At 65.4% G+C, this 26336-nt stretch carries 21 protein-coding genes; 12 read left to right on the top strand and 9 right to left on the bottom strand.

Annotation, left to right across the window (positions count from 1 at the left end):
* Positions 1–129 precede the first annotated feature (129 nt).
* Both HV711_RS21715 and grpE read right to left on the bottom strand, forming a co-directional pair.
* Complete coding sequence (locus tag HV711_RS21715) at positions 130–621, bottom strand: thioredoxin family protein (protein WP_035480125.1); 492 nt, start codon at positions 619–621, stop codon at positions 130–132.
* 80 nt (positions 622–701) lie between these two features.
* On the bottom strand, positions 702–1286 hold the full coding sequence (grpE, locus tag HV711_RS21710) for a nucleotide exchange factor GrpE (RefSeq protein WP_013587180.1): 585 nt from the start codon (positions 1284–1286) through the stop codon (positions 702–704).
* Positions 1287–1666: 380 nt separating this feature from the next.
* Here grpE and HV711_RS21705 point away from each other — a divergent pair, with 380 nt between their 5' ends.
* Positions 1667–1828: a hypothetical protein gene (locus HV711_RS21705; RefSeq protein WP_013587179.1), complete on the top strand. Its 162-nt coding sequence runs from the start codon at positions 1667–1669 to the stop codon at positions 1826–1828.
* Here the strand turns inward: HV711_RS21705 and HV711_RS21700 are convergent.
* The 3 genes from HV711_RS21700 to hrcA form a co-directional block, all read right to left on the bottom strand.
* Entirely contained in the window at positions 1800–2207 is a 408-nt protein-coding gene (locus HV711_RS21700; RefSeq protein WP_013587178.1) for an RNA-binding S4 domain-containing protein, read from the bottom strand. The two genes, HV711_RS21705 and HV711_RS21700, sit on opposite strands and share 29 nt — an antisense overlap.
* 8 nt (positions 2208–2215) lie before the next feature.
* Positions 2216–3286, bottom strand: a complete 1071-nt coding sequence (gene hemH, locus HV711_RS21695) for a ferrochelatase (protein ID WP_035480126.1) — start codon at positions 3284–3286, stop codon at positions 2216–2218.
* A 179-nt stretch (positions 3287–3465) separates the two neighbouring features.
* Positions 3466–4485: a heat-inducible transcriptional repressor HrcA gene (hrcA, locus tag HV711_RS21690; RefSeq protein ID WP_015001661.1), complete on the bottom strand. Its 1020-nt coding sequence runs from the start codon at positions 4483–4485 to the stop codon at positions 3466–3468.
* A 318-nt stretch (positions 4486–4803) separates the two neighbouring features.
* On the opposite strand from hrcA, the gene HV711_RS21685 reads away from it, so the two are divergent.
* Together HV711_RS21685 and recN are read left to right on the top strand one after the other, a co-directional pair.
* Complete coding sequence (locus HV711_RS21685) at positions 4804–5706, top strand: NAD kinase (protein ID WP_013587175.1); 903 nt, start codon at positions 4804–4806, stop codon at positions 5704–5706.
* An 80-nt stretch (positions 5707–5786) separates the two neighbouring features.
* Entirely contained in the window at positions 5787–7457 is a 1671-nt protein-coding gene (gene recN / locus HV711_RS21680) for a DNA repair protein RecN (protein WP_035480127.1), read from the top strand.
* Positions 7458–7524: 67 nt separating this feature from the next.
* On the opposite strand, the gene glnE is transcribed toward recN, so the two are convergent.
* Positions 7525–10323, bottom strand: coding sequence for a bifunctional [glutamate--ammonia ligase]-adenylyl-L-tyrosine phosphorylase/[glutamate--ammonia-ligase] adenylyltransferase (glnE, locus tag HV711_RS21675; protein WP_035480128.1), 2799 nt, complete (start codon positions 10321–10323; stop codon positions 7525–7527).
* Positions 10324–10519: 196 nt separating this feature from the next.
* On the opposite strand from glnE, the gene HV711_RS21670 reads away from it, so the two are divergent.
* The 3 genes from HV711_RS21670 (at position 10520) to tldD (ending at position 17393) form a co-directional block, all read left to right on the top strand.
* Positions 10520–14743, top strand: coding sequence for a YhdP family protein (locus HV711_RS21670; protein ID WP_035480172.1), 4224 nt, complete (start codon positions 10520–10522; stop codon positions 14741–14743).
* A 184-nt stretch (positions 14744–14927) separates the two neighbouring features.
* Positions 14928–15836, top strand: coding sequence for a carbon-nitrogen hydrolase family protein (locus HV711_RS21665; RefSeq protein ID WP_015001657.1), 909 nt, complete (start codon positions 14928–14930; stop codon positions 15834–15836).
* A 90-nt stretch (positions 15837–15926) separates the two neighbouring features.
* Positions 15927–17393, top strand: a complete 1467-nt coding sequence (tldD, locus tag HV711_RS21660; protein WP_035480131.1) for a metalloprotease TldD — start codon at positions 15927–15929, stop codon at positions 17391–17393.
* Between the two features lie 109 nt (positions 17394–17502).
* Here tldD and HV711_RS21655 read toward each other — a convergent pair whose 3' ends face one another.
* Positions 17503–17697 carry a hypothetical protein gene (locus tag HV711_RS21655; protein WP_254604848.1) on the bottom strand — a complete coding sequence of 65 codons (195 nt, stop codon included), beginning with the start codon at positions 17695–17697 and terminating at the stop codon, positions 17503–17505.
* Between the two features lie 57 nt (positions 17698–17754).
* Here HV711_RS21655 and aroG point away from each other — a divergent pair, with 57 nt between their 5' ends.
* The 3 genes from aroG to HV711_RS21640 all read left to right on the top strand — a co-directional run bounded on the left by aroG (position 17755) and on the right by HV711_RS21640 (position 19702).
* A complete protein-coding gene (gene aroG / locus HV711_RS21650; protein ID WP_013587169.1) occupies positions 17755–18828 on the top strand; it encodes a 3-deoxy-7-phosphoheptulonate synthase AroG in 1074 nt (357 codons plus the stop codon).
* Positions 18829–19028: 200 nt separating this feature from the next.
* Positions 19029–19367 (top strand): type II toxin-antitoxin system RelE/ParE family toxin, encoded by a 339-nt coding sequence (locus HV711_RS21645; protein WP_035480133.1) that lies wholly within the window; start codon positions 19029–19031, stop codon positions 19365–19367.
* Positions 19368–19369: 2 nt separating this feature from the next.
* The gene (locus HV711_RS21640; RefSeq protein WP_028361814.1) at positions 19370–19702 is read left to right on the top strand and encodes a helix-turn-helix domain-containing protein; all 333 of its coding nucleotides are present in this window, start codon (positions 19370–19372) and stop codon (positions 19700–19702) included.
* A gap of 35 nt (positions 19703–19737) precedes the next feature.
* On the opposite strand, the gene hmpA is transcribed toward HV711_RS21640, so the two are convergent.
* Both hmpA and HV711_RS21630 read right to left on the bottom strand, forming a co-directional pair.
* A complete protein-coding gene (gene hmpA / locus HV711_RS21635) occupies positions 19738–20943 on the bottom strand; it encodes an NO-inducible flavohemoprotein (RefSeq protein ID WP_035480135.1) in 1206 nt (401 codons plus the stop codon).
* 120 nt (positions 20944–21063) lie between these two features.
* The gene (locus HV711_RS21630; RefSeq protein WP_035480138.1) at positions 21064–21618 is read right to left on the bottom strand and encodes a cob(I)yrinic acid a,c-diamide adenosyltransferase; all 555 of its coding nucleotides are present in this window, start codon (positions 21616–21618) and stop codon (positions 21064–21066) included.
* A gap of 396 nt (positions 21619–22014) precedes the next feature.
* On the opposite strand from HV711_RS21630, the gene HV711_RS21625 reads away from it, so the two are divergent.
* The 3 genes from HV711_RS21625 (at position 22015) to glcE (ending at position 26330) form a co-directional block, all read left to right on the top strand.
* Positions 22015–23430 carry an FAD-linked oxidase C-terminal domain-containing protein gene (locus HV711_RS21625; RefSeq protein WP_013587164.1) on the top strand — a complete coding sequence of 472 codons (1416 nt, stop codon included), beginning with the start codon at positions 22015–22017 and terminating at the stop codon, positions 23428–23430.
* Between the two features lie 180 nt (positions 23431–23610).
* Entirely contained in the window at positions 23611–25104 is a 1494-nt protein-coding gene (locus HV711_RS21620; RefSeq protein ID WP_028361810.1) for an FAD-linked oxidase C-terminal domain-containing protein, read from the top strand.
* 137 nt (positions 25105–25241) lie between these two features.
* Positions 25242–26330 (top strand): glycolate oxidase subunit GlcE, encoded by a 1089-nt coding sequence (gene glcE, locus HV711_RS21615; RefSeq protein WP_013587162.1) that lies wholly within the window; start codon positions 25242–25244, stop codon positions 26328–26330.
* The last annotated feature ends 6 nt before the right edge of the window (positions 26331–26336 follow it).

The following is a 26336-nucleotide window of genomic DNA, read 5'->3' as shown; positions in this document are numbered from 1 at the left end:
CGCTGCGGGAAGCGCCCTGTTTGCCGGTTCGGCGGCAAGGCGATCCGCCCTGAATTCATACCTGCACTCAACATAAGTGCGTCCGCATCGTTTTCAAGACCTCTTTTACGATGCGGTCTTTAATTTTTTTCAATCGGCCGAGCCCTCGCCCGAAGTCTTAGCCGAAGCCTTGCCCGAAGTCCTGGCCGGAGCCGCGCCGCCTGCCTGCGCGCCGTTGCCAGACACGCCGCCGGGCGTCGCGCCGGCCCGGATCTTCTCCCGCGCCGCGGCCACCGCAGCCTCGAACTGCCCCAGACCATGCCAGCCGGTCGCCCGGCCAAGCCGTTTGCCGCGATAAAAGAAGAACCACGTGGGCACGCCGTGAAGCATGAAGCGCCGGCCCAGCTCGCGGTGCTCGTAGACATTGCTGTGAAACCACCGCAGGTCCAGCGCGCGAATCGCCTCCGGCTGCGCCAGCATGGCTTTCTTGGCGACCTCGCAGTTGAAGCAGTCGACGCCCCAGAAAAACACGACCGCTAGCGCGTCGCCAGCCTCGGCGAGGCCGGCGTCGAACGATTCGGCGCTCAGCTCCTTCATGTCGAATACCGAAAACGCAGTCGCGTCGACGGGAACATTGGCCATGACGGTGTTCACCTGCTGACGGAGTCCCAGCTGCTATCTGACGGCGGAACGCCTGCGGCGAGCCTGACGGGTTTGCAAACTTACTTCGGCGCGGCCACCGTCACGAGCGCCGGACGCAGCACGCGGTCGGCGATCACAAAGCCTTTTTGCAAGACGGCGACCACGGTGTTGGGCTCCTGGTCCGCCGGCACCATCGAAATAGCCTGATGGCGGTGCGGGTCGAACTTCTCGCCAACCGGATTCAGTGCGACGACGCGGCCCTTTTCCAGCGCGCCGGTCAGTTGGCGCAGCGTGAGTTCGACGCCTTCGCGCACTTTCACGAGGTCGTCCGAAGAATGGGCAACGGCAGCTTCCAGACTGTCGACCACCGGCAGCAGATGTTCCGCGAAGCTCTCGATTGCGAACTTATGCGCTTTCGCGACGTCTTCCTGCGCGCGACGGCGCACGTTTTCGGTCTCGGCTTTGGCGCGCAGGAAGCTCTCCTGCAATTCGGCGATCTTCGCCTCCGCTTCGGCCAACGCAGCTTCGGCACCCGCTGCCGGCGCGTCCGTGGCGACGCTCGCTGCGGCTTCCTGCTCGGGCGTGGCCGCCTCGGCGGCCGGGCGCGCGGTCTCGTCCGCGGGCGTGGGATTCTGGCTCGTCGGGTTCTCTTGCGTGTTTTCCATGTCGCTGAAAGTCGTTAAAAATTTAAAAGCCAACGGTGGCGGCGAAGCATGAGCCTGCAGGCGATTTGTGCGTTGCAAAATCGCGACAGAAGTTCAGACGCGCCACCACGTATTGGAACGGCAGATGGGGCCGCGGACGCCCGTTTCAAGCGCCTCCCCAGAAATTTTCAAAGCGGCGGCCCGCTGGCGGAAATGCACGGTTACAACCATTAGCGCGACGCAATCAGATTCAGATTGAGCGCAGCAAACAAGTGACCTATGCTCCAGTTACGCGCGGAAAAACCTCGTTAACCCTAATCTGACGTAATCCTTTCCGCCCCTTTGCAATTTCCACCCGGCTAGCTCGTTCCTTTTCTGCACCATCCCAAAAAGGGGGTACCGTGAAGCTGACCTTTGCAATCTCGGTGGTCGCACTGGTACTCGTTGCGGGCACCACGACCATCTGTATGTCCGGGGCGGTCAACGATCACACCACCGAATACGGCGGCGTGAACGCGACCATCGAACAACTGTTCAATCCCCACCTGAAAATCTGTCGATAATGCGGCGGTCGCGCTTGGTCGGCCGGCCGTGCAGCGCCTCGGCCGGCTCGCGATACGTCTTGCGGCGCTCGTGTTCGGCTTCGCGCTTCGCGCGGCTTTCGGCGGTTTCCGCATAGAGCGTCTGCGCCACGGTCGCCGGGCCGCGCACGTCGCACACGCCCAGTACCTGCACCTGCCACACCAGGCGCTCGATCTCGATTTCGACGAGGTCGCCGACCCGCACGTCCTTGGCCGGCTTCACACTCGCCCCGCCGATGCGCACCCGGCCTTTTTCGACGGCATCCGCGGCGAGCGAGCGCGTCTTGAAAAAGCGCGCCGCCCAGAGCCATTTGTCGATGCGCAGCTTCGCGCCCGGTTCGGTTGAAATCCTGTAATTCATCAGTCTCGTCAAGCCGCTGTGTTATGCGGTACGGGGACCGCTTGCACCGGCCAGCCTTGCAGGTTTTGCGCGACGATTTCGCCGAGCGCGGCAATCCACGCCTGCGACGCGTTCAGGCAAGGAATGCGGTGGAACTCCTTGCCGCCGGCGTGCAGGAACTCGTCGCGCACTTCGATGCCGATTTCTTCAATTGTCTCCAGGCAGTCGGCAGTAAAGCCCGGACAAAACACATCAGCACGCCGTACGCCTGCCGCACCCAGTTCCTTCAGCGTGGGCGCCGTATAGGGCTGTAGCCATTCGGCCTTTCCGAAACGCGACTGGAAGGTAATGCGGCATTCCACCGGCGTCAATCCAAGCGCCTGCATGAGCAGTGCGCCCGTGCTCTGGCATTGGTCGTGGTAAGGGTCGCCGAGATCGAGCGTGCGCTTCGGCACGCCATGAAAGCTCAAGATCAGCTTGTCGCCCGCCGCAAAATCCGGCCTGCCGTGGAGGTGCCAGTATTGATGCACCTGCGCGGCAAGTGCCGAAATGTACGCGGGATGATCGGCGTATTGACGCACCGTGCGGATTTCCGGCTGGTTGCGCATGCGCTTGAGCGCGGAAAAGGCGTCGTCGAAAGCAGTTGCCGTGGTCGACGACGAGTATTGCGGGTACATGGGCATGAGCAGCACGCGCTCGGCGCCCGCGAGCTTCAGTTGATTCAGCATGGCGGGAATGCCGGGCGTGCCGTAACGCATCGCGTAGTCGACAAGCACCGTGTAGTCGTTCAGCTGCAGCAGATGACGCAAGCCCTCCACCTGCTTTTCCGTGTAGACGCGCAGCGGCGAGCCCTCCGGCATCCACACCGCCGCATATTTTCTCGCGGACGCCCGCCCCCTGAACGGCAAGATCAGCAGCCGCAGAATGACCTGCCACAAAAGCGCCGGAATCTCCACCACCCGCGGATCGGACAGGAACTGGGCGAGATAGCGGCGAACCGCGCGCGGCGTTGGCGCGTCGGGCGTGCCGAGATTGATCAGCAGCACGGCAACACGGTGCGACGCGGCGTTCTGCGAAGGCCGCTCGAGGTCGAAGCGCATAGGCTGGCAGGAGTAACCGCTCGGGGCGGGCAGTGGAACAAGGTGGAATTCATTATAGCGGCGCGCCCTTGCGCGGGGCGCCCGAAGCGCCCCTGGCCGTTCGGCTGATTGGCACGCGGCGCGCGCTCGCGCATGATGTGCCGCATCGACCGCGGCGGCAGTCACGCGCTACGGCTGGCTCATTGTTGACTGAGCGTGAGAGACAGCAGTCTCGCCGTGATGTCCACAATCGGGATGACGCGGTTGTAGGCCATGCGCGTGGGGCCAATCACGCCGAGCGTGCCGACGATCTTGCCGTTCACTTCGTACGGCGCGGTGACCACGCTCATTTCTTCGATCGGCACGAGGTTGGACTCGCCGCCTATGAAGATCTGCACGCCCGCGGCATGGCTCGACACATCCAGCAACTGAAGGAGGCTCGTTTTTTGGTCGAACACATCGAACAGCTTGCGCAAGCGCGCCATGTCGGAGGAAAGATCCGCCACTTCCAGCAGATTACGCTCGCCGGAAATCAGCACCGTCTCGCCGGTGTCCGATTCGTCCGTGCTCGCGGTGACGGCCGCGTGCATCAGCGTCGTCATGTCGCCGCGCAGCTGGTCGATTTCTTCGCGCAGGCGGCGCCGCACTTCGTCGAAAGACAGACCTGCGAAGTGGGCGTTAATGTAGTTGGATGCCTCGACCAGTTCCGACGGCGAAAAATCGCGCTGCGTCGCCATCATACGGTTCTGCACGTCGCCTTCCGGCGTCACGATGATGAGCAGAATGCGCTTGTCGGACAGGCGCATGAACTCGATCTGCTTGAACACGTGGCTGCGCCGCGGCGTGAGCACCACACCGGCGAACTGCGACAGATTCGAGAGCACGCTCGCCGCGGCCGCGACGATTTTCTGCGGCTCGCCTGCCTGCAGCGTAGTCTTGACGGTACGGGTCACCGCCTCCTCGTCTGCGGACGATTCGACCGTCAGCATCGTGTCGACGAAAAGGCGGTAGCCGCGCGGCGTGGGAATGCGGCCGGCGGAAGTGTGCGGACTGATCACGAGCCCCAGATCCTCGAGATCCGACATGACGTTGCGGATGGTTGCCGGGCTCAGCTCCAGGCCGGAATAGCGCGACAGCGTGCGCGAGCCGACCGGCTGACCTTCGGCAATGTAGCGCTCGATCAGGGTTTTCAGGAGGGTTTGTGCACGAGGATCTAGCATGGCGAAAAATTTTAGCTCAATGATGCGACTACCGCGAGCGCCCAGCGCGCCCCTCGCCGCCCGCATTCCGGCCGTCCGGCGGGACCGCGCCTTGCGCCCGTTTCAGGGCCACGCGCAGCAATTCGTCCGGCGCGCCGTCTGCCCTGTTTCCGGCGGCCCGCCCGGCAGCGCGCCCGTGCAGTTTGCCCGGCGCGCATGTCATCAAGGCTTCACCATTCTAACGATAATCCCGGACTGCGCTCATGGCCTGCCGCGACCGGCCACCCGCAAGGTCCGGGCGCGGTTCTTTTCAGGCCCTACCTATGGTGTAATGCCGGCATGCAAGTAACCAGCCAGTTCAAGACCGTCGCGCTCGTCGGGCGCAACAATACGCCGGGCATCGGCGAGCCGCTGACCGCGCTCGCCTCGTGCATCGCGAAGCGCGGCTTCGAAGTCGTTTTCGAAGCCGACACCGCGGCGGAAATCGGCGTGACCGACTATCCGGCGCTGCGCCCGGCGGAGATCGGCGCGCGTGCCGACGTGGCGATCGTGCTCGGCGGCGACGGCACGATGCTCGGCATCGGCCGGCAACTCGCGCCGTACCGCACGCCGCTTATCGGCATCAACCACGGCCGTCTGGGCTTCATTACCGACATCCCGATTTCGCACATGAGTGAGATCGTGCCGCAAATGCTGTCGGGCAATTTCGAGCGGGAGGAGCGGGTGCTGCTCGAGGCGCGCATCATGCGCCAGGGCAACCCGATCTACCATGCTCTGGCATTCAACGACGTCGTGGTCAACCGCAGCGGCTTTTCGGGCATGGCGGAACTGCATGTTTCCGTGGACGGCCGCTTCATGTACAACCAGCGCTCCGACGGGCTGATCGTTGCCACGCCGACCGGCTCGACCGCTTACGCGCTGTCGTCGCAGGGGCCGATTCTGCATCCGCAATTGCAGGGCATCGTGCTCGTGCCGATCGCCCCGCATGCGCTGTCGAACCGCCCCATCGTGCTGCCGGACGACTCCAAGGTCAGCATCCAGATCGTGTCCGGGCGCGAGGTCAACGTCAATTTCGACATGCAGTCGTTCACCTCGCTCGAACTCGGCGACGCGATCGAGGTGCGCCGCTCGCGCCATACGGTGCCGATGCTGCATCCGGTCGGCTACAGCTATTACGCCACGCTGCGCAAGAAGCTTCACTGGAACGAATACCCGTCGCACGAGGAAGACGCCAAGCCCTGACCGGCGGGACGCCGCAACCCGGCGCCGCTCGTGCAACCCGCGTACGTGAAACCCGAACACCCAGCTCACAGACGACTTCCATGCTTCGCCACCTCTCGATACGCGACTTCGTCATCGTCGCCGCGCTCGACCTAGAGTTCGACAGCGGCTTTACCGTTTTCTCCGGCGAAACCGGCGCCGGCAAGTCGATCCTGATCGACGCGCTGGCGCTCGCGCTCGGGGCGCGCGCCGACGCAAGCGTCGTGCGTACCGGCGAGAGCCGCGCCGACATCACCGCCGAATTCGACACGCATGCGCAAGTGGACGAGTGGCTCGACGAGCAGGCGTTGGGCGCGTCGGCGGCGGACAGCCAGCACGGCGGCACGGTCATGCTGCGTCGCGTGGTGGATGCGAATGGCCGCTCGCGCGCTTTCATTAACGGAACGGCGGCGACACTCGCGCAACTGCGCGAGGTCGGCGAAATGCTGGTGGACATTCACGGCCAGCACGCGCACCAGTTGCTGATGCGTCCGGACGCGCAGCGCGAACTGTTCGACACGCATGCCGGCCTGACCGAACTTTCCGCGAGCGTCACGCGCGCGTGGCGCACGTGGCGCGAGAAGGTGCAGGCGGTCGAGCATGCACAAACCCGCGACCGCGAGCTGCAGCTGGAGCGCGAGCGGCTCGCCTGGCAGCTCGCCGAGCTCGACAAGCTCGCGCCGCAGCCCGGCGAATGGGAAGAGGTCAACACGGAACATCGGCGGCTGTCGCATTCGGCCAATCTGATCGACGGCGTGCAAGGCGCGCTCACCGCGCTCTCCGAATCGGACGAGGCAATGATCACGCATCTTTCGTCGATCGTCTCGAAAGTGCGCGACCTCGCCGACATCGACCCGGCGTTGAACGACGTGCTGGCCGCCCTCGAGCCCGCCGAGATCCAATTGCAGGAAGCCGCCTATTCGCTGAGCCATTACGCACAGAAGCTCGAACTCGACCCGGACCGGCTCGCCCAGGTGGAAAGGCGCCTCGACGCATTGCACTCGGCGGCGCGCAAGTTCCGCCTGCAGCCCGAAACGCTGCCCGAGGAACACGAAACGCGCCGCGCGCAGCTGGCCGCGCTCGACGCCGCTGCGGACCTCGACAGCCTGCACGCAGCCGAAGGCAAAGCCCGCGAAGACTTCCTCGCCGAGGCGAAGAAGCTTTCCAAGGCGCGCGCCAAGGCGGGCAAGGCGCTCGGCGCCGCGGTCACGACCGGCATGCAGGAACTGTCGATGAAAGGCGGCAGCTTCGAAGTGGCGCTCGTGCCGTTGCCCGAAGGCGGCGCGCACGGACTGGAGCAGGTCGAGTTCCGCGTCGCCGGTCACGCGGGCGTGCCCCTGCGGCCGCTCGCAAAAGTCGCCTCCGGCGGCGAGCTCGCGCGTATCAGTCTGGCGCTGGCGGTGATCGCGAGTGCCGCGAGCCCGACGCCGACGCTGATCTTCGACGAAGTGGATACCGGAATCGGCGGCGGCGTCGCCGAAGTGGTCGGACGGCTGTTGCATCAGCTCGGCGAGGCTCGCCAGGTGCTGTGCGTGACGCACTTGCCGCAGGTCGCCGCGCGCGGCGACCATCATTTCCAGGTCGCGAAAACCGGCAACGGCAAGGGCGGCACGGTGAGCAGCGTGATTTCACTCGACAAGGCGAGCCGCGTCGAGGAAGTCGCGCGCATGCTGGGCGGCCTCGAGATCACGCCGACCACACGCAAGCACGCGAAGGAAATGCTGGCGGCGTAGGCGGTCCTGCGTCGCTCTGCGCGAGCCGAGCCAAAGCACGCCGAAATCCATCCCGCCTCAGCCCACCTCAGCCCGCCCCGAACACCCGCTCCCAAAGCCCGAGCACGGCGTCGCGCTCGGCCGCGACCCGCGCCGGCTCCACGCGCGCCTTCTCCATCCCGTCGAGCCGCAGCTTGTGCTGCAGCTTCCGGTAAGTGCGATAGGCCGCGCCGACGGTCTCCGCTTCCGCCTCGCTCATCAGCCCAAGACGCGACACCTCGCGCAGGAGCGCAATGTTGCCGGTATTGCGGATCAACTCGGGATCGCGCGCCGCGTGCAGCAGCACCCAGTACTGGACCGTGAACTCGATATCCACCATACCGCCGCGATCGTGCTTCAGGTCGAACAGCGTCGTATGGTTGGGATGTCCGGCGCCCACGCGATCGCGCATTTCGGCGATTTCTCCGGCGAGCTGCGCGGCGTCGCGCGGCGTCGTCAGCACCTGTTCGCGGATGGCCTCGAACTGCGCGCCGATCTGCGCGTCGCCGGCACAGTAGCGCGCGCGGGTCAGCGCCTGGTGCTCCCACACCCACGCGGTGTTGGCCGCATCGCCCTCGCGCAACTGATAGCGGCGAAACGCGTCCAGATCGGTGACGAGCAAGCCCGACTCGCCGTTCGGCCGCAAGCGCAGGTCGATGTCGAAGAGCGTGCCCGCGCCGGTCGCGGTGGTCAGCCACGTGATCAGCCGGCGCGTGTAGGTGGAATAGATGTCGGCCGCGGCGTCGTCCGGGTCGTCGTAGAGAAAGATCACGTCGAGGTCCGACGCATAGCCCAACTCCTTGCCGCCGAGCTTGCCGTAGGCGATCACCGCGAAACGCGGCGCCTCGCGATGGCGCTTCGGCAACTGGTTCCACACAGCTTCGAGCGTGACGTCGAGCACGGCATCGGCGAGCTCGGACAGCCGGTCGCTCACGTGCTCGACGCTCAGTTTGCCCGCAAGGTCGATCAGCAGAATGCGGAACACTTCGGCCTGATGCGCGTGGCGCAGCAGGTCCATCTGCTGCTCGACGCCGTCGGCGGCGGCAAGCCGCAGGCGCAGCGTGCGCTTGAACTCGGGCCAGTCGAACGGCGTGTTGAGCGCTTCGTCGTCGAGCAGTTCGTCCAGCAATTGCGGATGGCGGATCAGGTAGCCCGCCGCCCACCGCGACGCGCCCAGCACCGACAGCACGCGATGCAGCGCCTGCGGATATTCGGTCAGCAACGCGAGATACGCGCCGCGCCGGCCCACCGCTTCGAGCAGGTCGAAGAGCCGCGCGAGCGTATCGCCGCGCCGCTCGGGCGGCTCCAGCGTGCGCGCGGCCTCGAGCGCCCGCTGCGCGACGATGTCGAAGCGCTGCCGGCTGCGCTCGGCAAGCCCGGCATAACGCGACGACTGCCACACGCCGCGCAGCCGCGCGAGCAGGTCCGCCGGCTCGGCCACACCCAGTTCGACGAGGCGCGCGCGCAAGGCTTCTTCCGCGCTGTCGTCCGCGAGCGCGCTGCTCCATACCCAGGCCGCCGCGCCGTCTTCCGGCGCACCGCAACCGTCGCGGCCGCTCACCTTGTCGGCGAAAATCTGGTCGAACTGCTGTTCGACGAATTCGCGATGCGCGTCGAGCCGTTCCATCAACATCGGATAGCCGTCGCAGCCCATTGCGCGCGCGAGCGCCGCGCGCTCTTCCGGATCGACCGGCATGGCGTGCGTTTGCGCGTCGTTGCGATATTGCAGCCGGTGTTCGAGCTCGCGCAAAAAGCGATACGCCTGCGAAAGCTTCACGCACACGGACGTGTCGATCAGCCCGTGCGTCGCCGCATGCCGCAACACGGCGAGCGTCGGACGCACCCGGAACCCGGCGTCCTGGCCGCCGCGAATCAGCTGGAACACCTGCGCGCTGAATTCGATCTCGCGGATGCCGCCGCGTCCGAGCTTGATGTCGTCGGCCTTGTCCGGGCGCATCGACGCGCGGCGCTGCGCTTCCTGGCGAATCTGCAGATGCAGCGCGCGGATCGCGCTGATCACGCCGAAATCGAGATAGCGACGGTAGACGAACGGCGTGACGAGCGCATCCAGCTGTTTCTGCAAGCGCTGGGCGGACTCGCTCGCACCTTCGGAAACCAGCCGTCCCTTGATCCACGCATAGCGCTCCCACTCGCGGCCCTGCACGTAGAAATATTCCTCGAGCATACCGAGGCTGCAGACGAGCGGCCCCGAATCGCCATTCGGCCGCAGGCGCATGTCGACCCGAAACACGTAGCCGTCGGCGGTCACTTCGGCGAGCGCGCCAATCAGACGCTTGCCGAGCCGCGTGAAAAACTCCTGTGTGGCGATCGGCGCGCGCTGGCCGCCCGCCGTCTCGCCGTCCTCTTCATAAATGAAGATGAGATCGATATCCGACGACACATTCAGCTCGCGCCCGCCCAGCTTGCCCATGCCGACCACGCCGAGCGTGAGCCGCTCGCCCTCTGGACCGCGCGGCTCGCCAAAGAGCGCTTCGAGTTCGGCGGAAAGTACCGCCAGCGAGCGCTGGATTGCCGTCTCCGCGAGGTCCGTCATCGCGCCCGTGACTTCGGCGACATCCGCCTCGCCGGCCAGGTCGCGCTCCATCACCGCGCAAAAGACCTCGGTGCGCAGCTGGCGCAATGCGCGTTTGAGCGCATCTTCGGTCAGCGGGGCGCTCGGGCCGCCCGCCGCTTCGGCGCACAGCGCGTCGAAGCGCGCGTCGATGCGCTCGCGCGTCAAGGGCTCGGACGCAAGCTCCGCCACCTGCACGACGAGCTGCGGGCGGGCCGCGACGGCGCGCGCCGCGTAATGTGAATAGGAGGAACTCAGGAGAGTGGCGTGAGTCATCAAAGGTCTGGCTCGCTCGTTGCTTGATTGGCATGAACCGTGGATTACCGGCTCGTCGCACGACGGGTTGCCGCACGCCGATGCGGGTCGCGCGGCGGCGTGCGGACAGGGTTTTCAGGAAGTCCTGTCGACGCTTTCCCGTGTGTTACATTTCGTCGTTAATTCGCAAAACTACCATACGCCCACCCGCCGCAGCATGTCCGAGCGAAACGAATCCGCCGACCCGCAGGAAACCGGGCAGGCCCGGCCTGTGAGCGGAAGCGACCACGTCGTGCTGCGCCGGACGCTTCACGTCGTTCTCGCGCTCGCGCTCGTCCTGTATTTCATCGCGGCGGGGCTCTTTCTCGGCTTGCGTTATGGGGTGCTGCCGCGCGTGGACAGCTTCCGGCCGCACATCGAGGCGACCGTCTCCGACAAGCTGCACGCGCAGTTCACCATCGGAAAACTCGCGCCGCATTGGACCGGCTTCCAGCCGGGGCTCGACATCACGAACCTCGTGATTCGCGACCATGACGGCAAGCCGGCGCTGACCATCCCGCACGCCACCGCGACGCTGTCGTGGCGTTCGCTGTGGCAGTTTCGTCCGGTGCTTTCCAGCCTGATCGTCGATCAGCCCGACGTGCTGATCGCGCGCGGCGGCGACGGCGTGCTGTCGGTCGCCGGCGTGCCGGTGCCGACGCGTCACAGCGGCAACGACATCCTCTCGACATGGCTCGTTCGCCAGGAAGCGATCGTGGTGCGCGGCGGCGTGCTGCGCTGGCGCGACGCCCAGCGCGATGCGCCGGAACTCGCGCTGCACGACATTCGCATTGCCATTCTCAACGAAGGCTACGATCACCGCCTCGCGCTTCAGGCACCGCCGGACGGCCAGCTGCTGCACGGCCCGCTCGATTTCCGCACGCACTTCCGCCACACGCCGCTCTCGGCGATCGGCAAGCCGGTCAACTGGAAGGGGCAGGCCTATGTGTCGACCGGTCCCGTCGACCTGCCCACGCTCGCGCGCTATATCAAATTCCCGATCGAGACGTTTGCCGGCCGCATCGACAATGCCATCTGGGTCGATTTCGCCGACGGCCGCATGAGTTCGGCAAGCGGCCAGATGGCCGGCGCGGATGTCGCCCTGCGCGTGCGGCCCACGCAGCCCAAGCTGCTTTTGCCGGTGGCGAATTTCGGCTGGCGCCTGCAAGCCCAGCAAGGCGACTACACGCTGCAACTGAACGACCTGCGGGCCGAACTCGGCCAGCCGCCGCTCGAAGACGGCACGCCGCTCACGCGCACGCTCTCGTTCCACACGCTGAATGGGCACTACCGCATGGCGTCGCAGCAAAACGGGCAGTTGATCAGCGTCTCGGGCGACCGCGTCGATCTCGGCATTCTCGCGGAATTCAGCCGCGCGCTGCCGCTGCCGCGGCCACTGCTGAACAATCTCGTGCGCTATAACCCGCGCGGGCTCGTCGCCAACTACGTGATCGAAGTGGAGCGCGGCAAGCCGGAATCGGGCGAACCCGGCGGCGACCGGCACGCGACGGGCGCGGAGCCGATCGAGCGCTATCGCGTCCAGGGCGACCTGCAAGGTATCAGCATCGCCGCGCAGGAACCGCCGCCCGGGCTCACGGCGCGCAATCATCCGCGCGCCGGCATTCCGGGTATCGAAAACCTGTGGGGCCGCGTGGATGCCGATCAGCATCACGGTAGCGCAACACTCGACACGTCCAACGTCGCGATTACGCTGCCAGGCGTATTCGACGATCCGCGCCTGAAGCTCGACCGCCTGCATGGCCGTGCCGACTGGACGATCTCGCCGAAGGCGCCCGGCGAGAAACACCCGGCGTTCACGGTCAAGCTGGCCGACCTGGGTGTCTCCAACGCGGACGTCGCGGCCACCGCCAGCGCCGACTACAGCAACCCCGGCCACGGCCGCGGCTCGCTGGATCTGACGGCGGACTTCGAGCGCGCGCAGGTGTCGCGCATCGTCCGCTATCTGCCGACCAGCATCAGCGAGAAGCTGCGCATCTATCTCGGCCACGGCTTGCAGGCCGGCATGTCGCACGGCGCAAAGATCGAGGTGCACGGCGACCTGACGAAATTCCCTTACTCGCGCGATCCCGAGGCGGGCATTTTCCATATCGTCGCGCCTTTCAAGGGCGGCAAGTTCGACCCCACGCCGTACCCGCCGCGCAAGATGCGCAACGGCACACCGAACGTTTGGCCGCCGCTCGACGGCATCGACGGGGTGTTCGAAATCAAACAGAACATGCTGCGCTTCGACATCGACCGCGCGCGCTACAAGCGCGTGGCATTGCGCGGCGTGAACGGCAGGATCGACGATCTCGGCACGCGCGAGTCCAACCTCGTCATCAAGGGCGACGGCCTCGGTCCGCTCGCCGACATGCTCGACTATGTGAACGAAAGCTCGCTCGGCATCATGGCGCGGCATCAGACCGAGAAGATTCGCGCCGACGGGCCGGCATCGCTCGCGCTCAAGCTGACGGTGCCGCGCACGCCCAAGCCGCATATCGGCGTGGAAGGCGCGCTCGGCTTCCAGAACAATCGGCTGAGCGCGGAGAACATGCCGCCGCTCTCTCAAGTGAAGGGCAAGGTGCGCTTCACCGAACACAGCGCGCAGACCGAGCGGCTCACCGCGCAGTTTTTGGGCGGCGACATGCGGGCAAGCGGCGGGCTCAAACCCGACGGCACTTACGCGCTCGATCTCGCAGGCCATATCGCAGTGGATGCCGCGCGCGGCCTCGATCTGCATGGTCCGGCCGCGCAGGTGCTCACGCGCATGAGCGGCAGCGCGCCGTATGCGCTGACCGTGCGCGGCGTGAAAGGCAAGCTGCCGCAAGTGACCGCCGACTCCGACCTGAGCGGCCTCGCGCTCGACTTCCCCGCGCCCTTCAACAAACCGGTGGGCACGCCCATGCCGCTGCACCTCGCCGCCGGTCCGTCGACGCTCGCCGGTGAAAGCGGACTCGAGCGCGCGGAGCTGAATTTCGGGCCGATTGCCGCGCGCTATCTGCTGCACTATGAGCCGAAAAGCCCGCTCACGGTGGTGCGCGGCGCCATCGGCGTGAACCGGCCGGCCGACTTGCCGTCTGAAGGCGTGATCGCCGCGGTCGACGTGGACGCCTTCGACGCCGACGCCTGGCGCGCGCTCGTTGCCCAGTTGCGCAGCAACGAAGCGCCCGCCGCTTCGCCGTCTTCGGCCGCTTTGCCGCCTTCGCCCAGTCCGGCCCCGCCGGCCACGCCCAACCCGACCGTCGCGCAGTTCCTGCCGAGCCGCTTCGCGCTGCACATCGGCACGCTGACGCTGCTCAAGCGCCACTGGGAAAGCGTGATCGTCGGCGCTTCGCACGCGGACGGCAAATGGCAGGCGAATATCGCGTCCAACCAGGTGTCAGGCCATGTCTCGTGGCTGCCAGGCGCCGACAAGGCGTCGCCGGGCACGCTGCAGGCGCGCTTTGCGCGCGTGGTGATTCCGTCGGTCGCGGACAAGGATCTGCTCGGCCAGGCCATCTCGGCGCCGGCGCAGAACATGCCGTCAATCGATCTGGTCGTCAACGAACTGATCGTGCGCGACCGCAATATCGGGCAGTTGGAAGTGGCCGCGCACAACTTCACCGAAGACGGCGTGCCCGTCTGGCAACTGGACAAGCTCGACATCGAGAATCCGTCCGCCACGCTCACTGCCACGGCCAACTGGCGCACCTCGACCGAGCTGGGTAATACCGCCGACGAAACCACGCCGCGGCGCACCGTGTTCGACTTCAAGCTCGACATCAAGGACGCGGGCGGCCTGCTCCAGCGCTTCGGCCAGCCTCGCACGCTGAAGGCGGGCAGCGGCACGTTGACGGGCAAGATGGTGTGGCGCGGCGGCCCCACCGCGATCGACTATCCGACACTCAACGGCAATGTCGCCGTCGACTTGCGCCACGGGCAGATTCTCAAGGTCGATCCCGGCGTCGCAAAGCTGCTGGGCGTGCTCAGCCTGCAAAGCCTCGCGCGCTTCGCGACGCTCAATTTCCGCGACGTGATCGGCGAAGGTCTGCCGTTCGAGCACGTCACCGGGACGGCGCAGATCCGCAACGGCATTGGCCGCACCGAAAACTTCGAAATGGTGACCGCGCCCGCGCGCGCCGAAATGAAAGGCTCGGTAGATCTGGCGCAGGAGACTCAGGACCTGCACGTGCAGATCGTGCCGACGGTCAGCGCGGGCGCGGCGGTGGTCGCGGCTGCCGTGGTCAACCCGCTGCTCGGACTGGGCGCGCTGGTGGCCGACCTCGCGTTCAGCAAATCGGTGTCGCACGCGTTTGCGCGCGAGTACGCGATCACGGGCTCGTGGTCGAAACCGCACATCGAGCGGGTCAAGAGCGATCGGGGTAAGATGGACGCTCCAGCTTCGACCGTCGGCGCCAACTGAGCTTCGAGCCGCGCGCCCAGCCGACCGCCTGACTCGCCGCGCCACGGGCGCGCTGGTCAGCGCAGCCGGGGGCACTTTCCGGTGGAGCACGCGGCGCCGCACCGGCGGCCAGAGCGAACCCTGAACGACGTAGGCGGCGCCGGGTGCTGCGCCGCCGCCTTGCCGGAAGTTTTCCGAAACGCTCATGAGCGAAACACACGTCTCTTCATCTTCGTCCCCTGCTACGTCCCACGCCTCGTCCGCCGCTGCGCCGCATGCCGCCGGGCGGGAGCTGACGGGCGGCGCGCCGGGCACTTTCCGCGTCGCCGCGCTGCAAATGGTGAGCACGCCGGATCGCGAGCGCAATCTCGCGGAGGCCGGGCGCCTGATCGCCGAAGCCGCCGCAGACGGTGCTCAGCTGGTTCTCCTGCCCGAGTACTTCTGCTTCATGGGCTTTAAGGACACCGACAAGCTCGCCGTGCGCGAGGCCTACCGCGACGGCCCGATCCAGCGTTTTCTCGCCGATGCCGCGCGCCGCCACAAGCTATGGGTGATCGGCGGCACACTGCCGGTCACGGCGCCGGAGCCGTCGCGCGTATTGAACACCACGCTCGTGTTCGATCCGCACGGCAATGAGGCCGCGCGCTACGACAAGATCCATCTGTTCAACTTCGAAAAAGGCGAGGAGTCGTTCGACGAGGCGCGCACCATTTGCCCCGGCGACGAGGTCCGCACCTTCGAGGCGCCGTTCGGCCGCGTCGGCCTGTCGGTCTGCTACGATCTGCGCTTTCCTGAGCTGTACCGGCGCATGGGCGATTGCACGCTGATGGTGGTGCCGTCGGCGTTTACTTACACGACGGGCCGCGCCCACTGGGAAATGCTGCTGCGCGCCCGCGCTGTCGAAAACCAGTGCTACGTGCTGGCCGCCGCGCAAGGCGGCAAGCACGAAAACGGCCGCCGCACTTGGGGCCACAGCATGCTCGTCGACCCGTGGGGCGAGATCGTGGCGGTGCGCGACGAAGGCGCCGGCGTGGTCGCGGGAACGCTCGAACGCGCGCGCATCGACGAGGTGAGGCAGAGCTTGCCCGCCTGGCGTCATCGGGTGCTGAGCTAGCAAGATTGACATTGAAAGTGCGGCGCGCCTCACGCAGGGAGTGACGGTCGCGCTAACCGAATCCTTCGTATCGAGCAGAACATACTTCGCATGAACATCATCGAACCCGGTATCCGTAATCTCGCCACCGCCAAGGACATCCTCCTGACGCCGTACGGTCTCGACGAATCGCTGCTCACCCGCACGCTCGCCGAAATCTTCACGCATCGCGTCGACTACGCGGACCTGTATTTCCAGGCGACGCGCAGCGAAGCGTGGAGTCTCGAGGAAGGCATCGTGAAGTCGGGCAGTTTCAGCATCGACCAGGGTGTCGGCGTGCGCGCCGTGTCGGGCGACCGCACGGCTTTCGCGTATTCGGACGATTTGTCGCCGGAGGCGATCCGCCAGGCGGCCCTCGCCACACGCGCCATTGCCAAGGCGGGCGGCGGCAAGCAGAAGATCAAGGTGGCATCGTCGCTGACGGGCATTGCCGGGCGCGATCTATACCTGCCCGCCGATCCGCTGCATTCGCTCGACGCGACCGCCAAGGTCAAGCTGCTCGAGCGCATCGAACACATGGCGCGCGGCCGCGACCGGCGCATCCAGCAAGTCATGGCGGGCCTCGCCGGCGAATACGACGTGGTGCTCGTCGCGCGCAGCGACGGCGGGTTTGCAGCGGACATCCGGCCGCTCGTGCGCGTGTCCGTCACGGTGATCGCCGAGCAGAACGGGCGCCGCGAGATCGGCAGCGGCGGCGGCGGCGGCCGCTTCGACTACAGCTATTTCACCGACGAAGTGCTGTCGCGCTACGTCGACGACGCGGTGCACGCGGCGCTTGTGAATCTCGAAGCGCGCCCGGCGCCGGCCGGCGCGATGACAGTCGTGCTCGGACCGGGCTGGCCCGGCGTGCTGCTGCACGAAGCGATCGGCCACGGGCTCGAAGGCGACTTCAACCGCAAGGGCTCGTCGGCATTTGCGGGACGCATCGGCGAGCAGGTCGCCGCGAAAGGCGTGACCGTGGTGGACGACGGCACGCTGCCGAACCGCCGCGGCTCGCTCAATATCGACGACGAAGGCAACCCGACGCAGTGCACCACGTTGATCGAAGACGGCATTCTGAAGGGCTACATTCAGGACACGCTGAATGCGCGGCTCATGAAAATGCCGGTCACGGGCAACGCGCGGCGCGAATCGTACGCGGCGCTGCCCATGCCGCGCATGACCAACACCTATATGCTCAACGGCGACAAGGATCCGCAGGAAATCATCGAGTCGGTGAAAAACGGTTTGTATGCGGTGAACTTCGGCGGCGGCCAGGTCGACATCACGAACGGCAAGTTCGTGTTCTCGGCCTCGGAGGCGTACATGATCGAGAACGGCAAGATCACTTACCCGGTGAAGGGCGCAACGCTCATCGGCAGCGGCCCGGAATCGCTCAAGTACGTGAGCATGATCGGCAACGACATGAAACTGGATTCGGGCGTAGGCGTATGTGGCAAGGAAGGCCAGAGCGTGCCCGTGGGCGTGGGCCAACCGACCTTGCGCATCGATCGGATGACGGTGGGCGGCACCGCTTGAAAATTGAGCAAACGCATACTTCGTGCACGCAACCCGCGAAGTATGCGGGTTTTCCGCATTTTCGGCCTGCGCGGCTTGTCAGGCGCGCTTACCCGGGTTATAAAGTCACTCACCCTTTTTTGACCAGCGACTCCATTTCGCCATGTCCGCCAAGTTTTACTTTTACTTTTTTTGGTATCTCAGACCGCTGGCGGATCGAGAGGGGTGTTAGTGCACGTAGAACACCGAGAATTCCCGAAAAACCGCCAGCGAGTCTGGCGGTTTTTTTTCGCCCCAGGTCTTTGCCCATTCGGCCTTTGAACATTCCGTTTTGCACGCGCCGCCCGCGCGAACACGCTACGAACCGATTCAGGAGAACAACATGCCCCCGCACAACACCGACGATGTCCGCATTCGCGAATTGAAAGAGCTCACGCCCCCGGCGCACCTGATTCGCGAGTTCGCGTGCGACGAAGCGGTGTCCGACCTGATCTACAGCTCGCGCACTGCCATGCATCGCATTCTGCACGGCATGGACGACCGGCTGATCGTGATCATCGGGCCCTGTTCGATTCACGACACGAAGGCGGCGATGGAATATGCGGGGCGTCTCGTCGAACAGCGCAAGCGTTTTGCCGGCGAGCTCGAAGTCGTGATGCGCGTGTACTTCGAAAAACCGCGCACCACGGTGGGCTGGAAAGGGCTCATCAACGACCCGCACATGGACAACAGCTTCAAGATCAACGAAGGCCTGCGCACCGCGCGCGAGCTGCTGTTGCGCATCAATGAGCTGGGGCTGCCGGCCGGCACCGAGTACCTCGACATGATCAGCCCGCAGTACATCGCCGATCTGATCTCGTGGGGCGCGATCGGCGCCCGCACCACGGAGTCGCAAGTACACCGCGAACTCGCCTCGGGACTGTCGTGCCCGGTCGGCTTCAAGAACGGCACGGACGGCAATGTGAAGATTGCCGTGGACGCGATCAAGGCCGCCTCGCAGCCGCACCATTTCCTGTCGGTCACGAAGGGCGGACACTCGGCGATCGTGTCGACGGCCGGCAATGAGGACTGCCACATCATCCTGCGCGGCGGCAAGACGCCGAACTACGACGCGGACAGCGTGAATGCAGCATGTTCGGACATCGGCAAGGCGGGGCTCGCCGCGCGTCTGATGATCGACGCAAGCCACGCGAACAGCTCGAAGAAACACGAGAACCAGATTCCGGTGTGCGCGGATATCGGCCGTCAGATTGCTTCGGGTGACGAACGAATTGTCGGCGTGATGGTGGAATCGCATCTCGTGGCGGGCCGCCAGGATTTGCAGGAAGGCTGCGCGCTGACGTACGGCCAGAGCGTGACGGACGCGTGCATCGGCTGGGATGAAAGCGTCGCCGTCCTGGAAGGTCTCGCGGAGGCGGTCAAGCAGCGCCGCGTGGCGCGCGGAAGCGGCAACTGATCGGCGTTTTATCGGCTTCTAAGACACGTTTTGCTTTGACAAAAACCCGGCTCGGTGAGCCGGGTTTTTTTATTGGATTGGCCGAACGGACGAATGGTGCAGTAGACGCCCTCCAGGTACCGTAACAGCTCATCGCCGGGTCGCGAATGACTTGACCGGGCGGGAGGTTGCGTATAATATTTTGTACATGGAAGGCGGTTATGACGCAGGAAAAAGAAATTCGCTGGCTAGGTTCCAGCTATCGCGATTTGCTCGCCTTTCCCGAAGAGCCGCGCCGGCAAGCCGGGTTTCAACTCGGCAAGATCCAGGCGGGCCTCGACCCCGACGACTGGAAGCCGTTCGACACCATCGGTCCTGGAACGCGCGAAATTCGCATCAGGGAAGAGAACGGTATCTTTCGCGTGATGCACGTCACGAAGTTTGCCGAAGCACTTTATGTGCTTCACTGCATGCAGAAGAAAACGCAAAAGCTCGCACCGCGCGACAGGTTGATTGCCGAAACGCGATACCGCGCCATCATTAACGATAGGAAACCTTAACAATGACGATCGACACCACAATCCGTCACGTAACCAAGCCCGGCGCGAACGTCTTTCTCGAATTGGGTTTTTCGGCCGAAGAGGCAAAGCGTCTGCATGCGGCATCGCAAAAGCAGATCAACGACACGAGGCTGCTCAAGGAGCAGCTCATGACCGAACTCTCCACGTGGATCGAGCAGCATCATCTGAAGCAGGCGGAGGCGGCCGAAATTCTCATGGTCTCGCGCCCGCGGGTGTCGGACGTGGTGAACAAGAAGACCACCAAGTTCACCATCGACACGCTGGTAGAAATGTTGAGCCGGATCGGCAAGCCGGTCACGCTGGCGGTGGGATAACGCGCGAGCTGCGCGCTGCCCTCACCGGCCGCGGCTTACTCGACTGCGCCTGAACCGAACACTTCCGTGTGAATCCGCGCCGCGTCCACGCCTAGCGCCGTCAGGCCGTCGCGCTGTGCGCGCATGAACGGCACCGGTCCGCAGATGTAGTAGTCGGCATCCGGCACGATGATCCGATCGGCGATCTGAGCCACGTCGAGACGACCTTCGAAGTCGTAGTCGATGCCCTTGCGGTCGCCTGCGTCCACGGCTTCGTAGAACACCACGCGCTTCAGGTTCGGATGTGAGACAACGGTCTCGTTGAGCCACTCGCGGAATGCATGCACGCGGCTGTTACGGCAAGCGTGCACGAAAGTCACGCTCCGCTCGCTGCCGTCGGCAAGCAAGGTCGAGAGCATGGAGGTCATCGGCGTCACGCCCACTCCGCCGCTCATCAAGACAACCGGCGTCGCCTTCTTGCGGTCGAGCGTGAAGTCGCCCATCGGCGCGCTCACGTGTACGATCGTGCCCTCTTCCACGCCTGCGTGCAGCAGGTTCGACACATGGCCCGGCGCGGCGTCTTCGCGGCCGTCTTCGCGCTTCACCGAGATGCGCAGCCACTTGCCATGCGGCGCGTCGGACAAGCTGTATTGACGCGGCTGGTCCACGCCCAGCTTGTCGACAAAGCGCGTCACGCTGACATACTGGCCCGGCTCGAACTCACAGGCAGCGGTGCCGTCGGCGGGCGTCAGATAGAACGACGTGATCTCGTCGCTCTCCACGTGCTTGCGGGCCACCTTGAACGGGCGGAAGCCGCTCCATGCCGCGCCCTGGTAAAGCTTCGCCTCGGTGCCGACAAAAATGTTCGCGAGTTGCCCATAGGCGACTTCCCACGCATCGAGCGTCGGCTGATCGACCGCGTCGCCGAGCACGTCGACGATGGCGCCCAGCAGATGGCGGCCGACAATCGGATAGTGTTCCGGCCGGATGTTCAGGCTCGCGTGCTTGTTGGCGATTCGCGAGACCGCCGGGCCGAGCGCGCCCAGATTGTCGATGTTGGCCGCGTAGGCATAGACGGCGCGCGCCAGCGTTTCCGGTTGATTGCCGCTTTGCTGGTGCGTCTGGTTAAACAGATTCTTCAGTTCCGGATGATGCGCGAACATGCGCTTGTAGAAGTGCTTCGTGATGGTCGTGCCATGCTCGGCCAGAACGGGAACCGTTGCTTTGACGCGGGCAATCTGATCGGCGGTAAGGGCGGTCATTTGTACTTCTCCTTAAAGATGCACGAAGAATACATGTTTAAGGCAGTTCTTTCTCTCAGACAGATTGTCGCAGTCTGCTCGGTTGCCGTCGTGTGATCCTACGCCGTGTGGGGCAACTGCTTAACCGTGACCTCGGTTGTGCTGCCAGAGAACGTCGGTGCCACCGTCAGCGCGGTTCAGCACCCGTGCAAGTACAAAGAGCAAATCTGACAGCCGATTCACATACTGACGCGGCGCCGCGTTGATCGTCTCCTCTTCGCCGAGCGCGACGATCGCCCGTTCGGCGCGGCGGCACACCGTTCGGCAGACGTGCGCGAGCGACGCGGCCCGCGAGCCGCCCGGCAAAATGAATTCCTTGAGTGGCGGCAAGGCGGCGTTGTGGTCGGCGAGCCAGCCGTCGAGCTGGGCAAGATGGCGGTCGGTGATCATGGTGTGGCCGGGAATGCACAACTCGCCGCCAAGGTCGAACAGGTCGTGCTGGATGGCCACCAGTGCCGCGCGCACGTTCTCCGGCAGGACTTCGCACAAGAGCACGCCGAGGTTCGAATTGAGCTCATCCACGTCGCCGATTGCTGCAATGCGCGCGCTGTCCTTGCGCACGCGCCGGCCGTCGCCGAGGCCCGTGGTGCCGTCGTCGCCGGTGCGCGTTGCAATCTTGCTCAGGCGGTTGCCCATGATGTCTCCCGTTTCGTTCGGTGATGTGCCGGTGCCGGCTGTGCAGTGTGCGGTTGGCAATCTGTCGGCGGACCGGTTGGTCTATGCGTCTCGCGCGTCACAGAACCGCGTCAGGCACCACCGCGTTAACCATATTGCACGCGTCGCGTGGCCGCCGCCATTATAGGAGCGATGGGCGCGTGGGGAGCGGAGTGAGGCGGCGCGGCTGGGCCCGGCTGAATGAAGCCGGCCAGCGAACAATCGGCGTTAGAATGAAACATCTGCTGCAAAGTGGTTTGAGCGGTAACGTTAGTCGGTACCCGTATCGGTAAATGTGGTCGAGTCAGTGCTCGCTAGCGCCAGCCCGTGCCGCCAGGTGAAGCCGAGCTAACGCTGACGCTAAACAAGGAGACACGTGTGAATCAGCTTGTTCCGCCGGCCCCGCTGCGCCGGCCCTTCCCCCCGGCGTTGCTCAACGCGCTCACCGATGCCTTCGGCGAACGCGCCTCCGTCGCGCAAGCCGTGCGCGAACACCACGGCCGCGACGAATCGCCATTCGATCCGCAACTGCCCGACGCCGTCGTATTCGCACGCAGCACGGAAGACGTCCAAACCATCGTCAGGCTCTGCAGCCAATACAACGTACCGATCATTCCCTACGGCAACGGCTCGTCGCTCGAAGGACATCTGCTCGCGGTGCAGGGCGGCGTGTCGATCGATCTGTCGGAAATGAACCGCGTGCTGTCAATTAACGCCGAAGATCTGACAGTCACCGTCGAGCCCGGCATCTCGCGCAAGCAGCTCAACGAGGCGCTACGCGATACCGGTCTGTTTTTCCCGATCGACCCCGGCGCGGACGCGAGCATCGGCGGCATGTCAGCCACGCGCGCGTCCGGCACGAACGCGGTGCGCTACGGCACGATGCGCGAGAACGTGCTCGGCCTGACTGTAGTGTTGGCGGACGGACGCGTCATCAAGACCGGAACGCGGGCGCGCAAGTCGTCCGCGGGTTATGACCTGACGCGGCTTTTCGTCGGGTCGGAGGGCACGCTCGGCGTCATCACCGAGATCACCGTGCGTCTTTATCCCCAGCCGGAAGCCGTCTCCGCCGCGGTCTGCGCGTTTCCGTCAATGGGCGATGCGGTGCGCGCCGTCATCGAGACTATCCAGATCGGCGTGCCGATTGCACGGGTGGAATTCGTCGACGCGCTCGCGATCCGCTCCATCAACCGCCATTCGAACCTGACGCTGCGCGAAGCGCCCACGCTGTTCTTCGAATTCCACGGCACCGAAGCCGGCGTGAAAGAACAGGCCGAGCTCGTGCAGGAGCTCGCCGCGCAGAATGGCGGCGAAGGGTTCGAGTGGGCGACGCGGCCGGAAGACCGCAGCCGTCTGTGGAACGCGCGTCACAACGCCTATTTTGCAATGCTCCAGTTGAAGCCGGGCTGCCGCGCCGTCACCACCGACGTCTGTGTGCCGATCTCGCGCCTCGCGGAATGCGTGGTCGAGACGGAGCAGGATCTGAAGACATCGCCGCTGCCCTGCCCGATCGTCGGCCATGTCGGCGACGGCAATTTCCACGTCGCGATTCTGATCGATCCGAACAAGCCGGAGGAACTGGTCGAGGCCGAACGTCTGAACCATCGCATCGTGCAGCGCGCGTTGCGCATGGACGGCACCTGTACCGGCGAGCATGGCGTCGGCCTGCACAAGATGGCGTTTCTACTCGAAGAACACGGCGACGTCGCGGTCGATACAATGCGCTCGATCAAGCACGCGCTCGATCCGCACAATCTGATGAACCCCGGCAAGATTTTCAGCTGGGCGGCATAAAGCGGCGTAAATAGAGGGACCCGCATCATCGACGCTGGATCAGACGCAACAGCGCGGCAAAACTGCCACGGCGGCCGCGCATAACGGCGGCCCACAGCGGCGGCAACGGAAATGGAAACGCCAACGCCACAGTAGCAGCGCCAACGAGCGATGCGCGACAGGCAAGAGGAGACGACTCACATGAACGCACCCGCTGAACTGACGGCTGAAGTTCTCGCCCAGCGCCAGCGCGAAGTCGTGCAGGCGCTGATGGCGGTGCTGCCGAACCACTGTCTGCTGTATCGTGACGAAGACACCGTCGCGTACGACTGCGACGGCCTCGCCGCCTATCGCCGGCTGCCGCTTGCAGTTGCGCTGCCGGAAACGGAATCCCAGGTTCAACGCATCGTGCAGATCTGCCACCGCCTCGGCGTGCCGATCGTCCCGCGCGGCGCGGGCACCGGCCTCTCCGGCGGCGCCATGCCGATCCGCCACGGCGTGGTGGTCTCGCTCGCGCGCTTCAGGAAGATCCTCGAGGTCGACTCGTACGCGCGGACCGCCACCGTGCAGCCCGGCGTGCGCAATCTGTCGATTTCGGAAGCCGCCGCGCCTTATGGGCTGTACTACGCGCCGGATCCGTCGTCGCAGATTGCCTGCACGATCGGCGGCAATGTGTCGGAAAATTCAGGCGGCGTGCACTGCCTCAAGTACGGCCTCACCGTGCACAACGTGCTGCGCGTGCGCGCGGTGACCATGGAAGGCGAGATCGTCGAATTCGGCTCGCTCGCGCCCGACGCGCCCGGCCTCGATCTGCTCGCCGTGCTGATCGGCAGCGAGGGCATGTTCGCCATCGTCACCGAAGTCACCGTCAAGCTGATCCCCAAACCGCAAACGGCGCAGGTCATCATGGCCAGTTTCGACGACGTCGTGAAAGGCGGCGACGCGGTCGCCGGCATCATCGCGGCCGGCATTATTCCGGCCGGCCTAGAGATGATGGACAAGCCCGCCACCCGCGCCGTCGAAGAATTCGTGCATGCCGGCTACGACCTCGACGCGGCGGCAATCCTGCTGTGCGAATCCGACGGCACGCCGGAAGAAGTCGCCGACGAAATCGTGCGCATGACCGCGGTGCTGCGCGAGCACGGCGCGACGCGGATCCAGATTTCGCGCACCGAAAGCGAGCGGCTGCGCTTCTGGTCCGGCCGCAAGAACGCGTTTCCGGCCGCCGGCCGCATCTCACCGGACTACTACTGCATGGACGGCACCGTGCCGCGCCGCAGTATCGGGCCGCTGCTCTCGCGCATCGAGGAGATGGAGAAGAAGTACGGCCTGCGCTGCATCAACGTGTTTCATGCGGGCGACGGCAACATGCATCCGCTCATTCTCTTTAACGGCAACGACCAGGACGAATGGCACCGCGCGGAGGCGTTCGGCTCCGACATCCTCGAAACCTGTGTGGAACTGGGCGGCACGGTCACGGGCGAACACGGCGTCGGCATCGAGAAGATCAATTCGATGTGCGTGCAGTTCTCACCCGAGGAGCGCGATACCTTCCACGCCGTCAAACGCGCCTTCGATCCGCCCGGCCTGCTGAACCCGGACAAGGGCATCCCCACCCGCGCGCGCTGCGCCGAATACGGCAAGATGCACGTGCGCGGCGGTCTGCTGCCGCATCCGGATCTGCCGCGCTTCTAGCGTCACGCATCGCGCATAGGCCGGCGCGGCGGGGTGTCCACTCATCCCACCCTGATTACCCGGATGCGGGTCCGCTCCGGGTTGCCAGCGCGCCCCCGCCCGGTACAATCGTTCGAAACACAACGAAGCAGGGCATCATGGAAGAGGACGACATCGTCGCCATGTGGTCGGAGCGCGTACGTTCCGCCAGCGCCGAGGGACGCGCGTTGCGCGTGCGCGGCGGCGGCACGAAAGACTGGTACGGTCAGACGCTGGAAGGCGAGATCCTCGACACGCGCGCTTATCGCGGCATCATCGCGTACGACCCGGCGGAACTGGTCATCACCGCGCGCGCGGGAACGCCGCTCATCGAAATTGAAGCCGCGCTCGCCGAGCACAATCAGATGCTTGCCTTCGAGCCGCCGCACTTCGGGCCGCAGGCCACCTTCGGCGGCTGCGTGGCAGCGGGCATTGCAGGGCCGCGGCGCCCCTCGGCAGGCGCCGCGCGTGACTTCGTGCTCGGCGCCGTCATCATGAACGGTCAGGGACAAACGCTGCGCTTCGGCGGCCAGGTGGTGAAAAACGTCGCCGGTTACGACGTCTCGCGTCTCATGGCAGGCTCGCTCGGCACGCTGGGGCTGATCCTCGAGTTGTCGCTCAAGGTGCTGCCGCTGCCGCAGGCAGAAGCCACGCTCAAGTTCGACATGAACGGCACCGACGCGGTCCGCAAGCTCAACGAATGGGGCGGCCGGCCGCTGCCGATCACCGCGAGCGCGTGGCGCCACGGCACACTCGCCGTGCGTCTCGCGGGCGCGGAAACCGCGGTCAAGTCGGCGCGCTCGGCGCTGGGCGGCGAAGTGGTCGACGCGGTCGAGGCCGAACGCTTCTGGGCCGGCCTGCGCGAGCAAACCGACTCGTTCTTTGCCGCCATTCCGCCGAAGGCCGCGCTCTGGCGGCTTGCGTTGCCCTCCATCACCGAGCCGCTGCAACTGCCCGGCGCGCAATTGATGGAATGGGGCGGCGCCCAGCGCTGGTGGATCACCGACACCGACGCGCAAACGGTGCGCATCAGCGCGAAGCAGGCAGGCGGCCACGCCACGATCTTCCGTTCCGGCCTCGGCTACGACCGCGGCGCCGGCGTGTTCACACCGCTCCCCGCGCCGCTGATGAAAATCCATCGCGGCCTGAAAACCGCTTTCGACCCGGCCCGCATCTTCAATCGCGGCCGTCTCTACCCCGACTTCTGAGCGCGC

This window comes from Paraburkholderia phenoliruptrix, assembly GCF_902859825.1.
Classification (GTDB): domain Bacteria; phylum Pseudomonadota; class Gammaproteobacteria; order Burkholderiales; family Burkholderiaceae; genus Paraburkholderia; species Paraburkholderia phenoliruptrix.
Note: the sequence above shows the minus strand (reverse complement) of the source record. Positions and strands in the feature narration are given on the sequence as shown.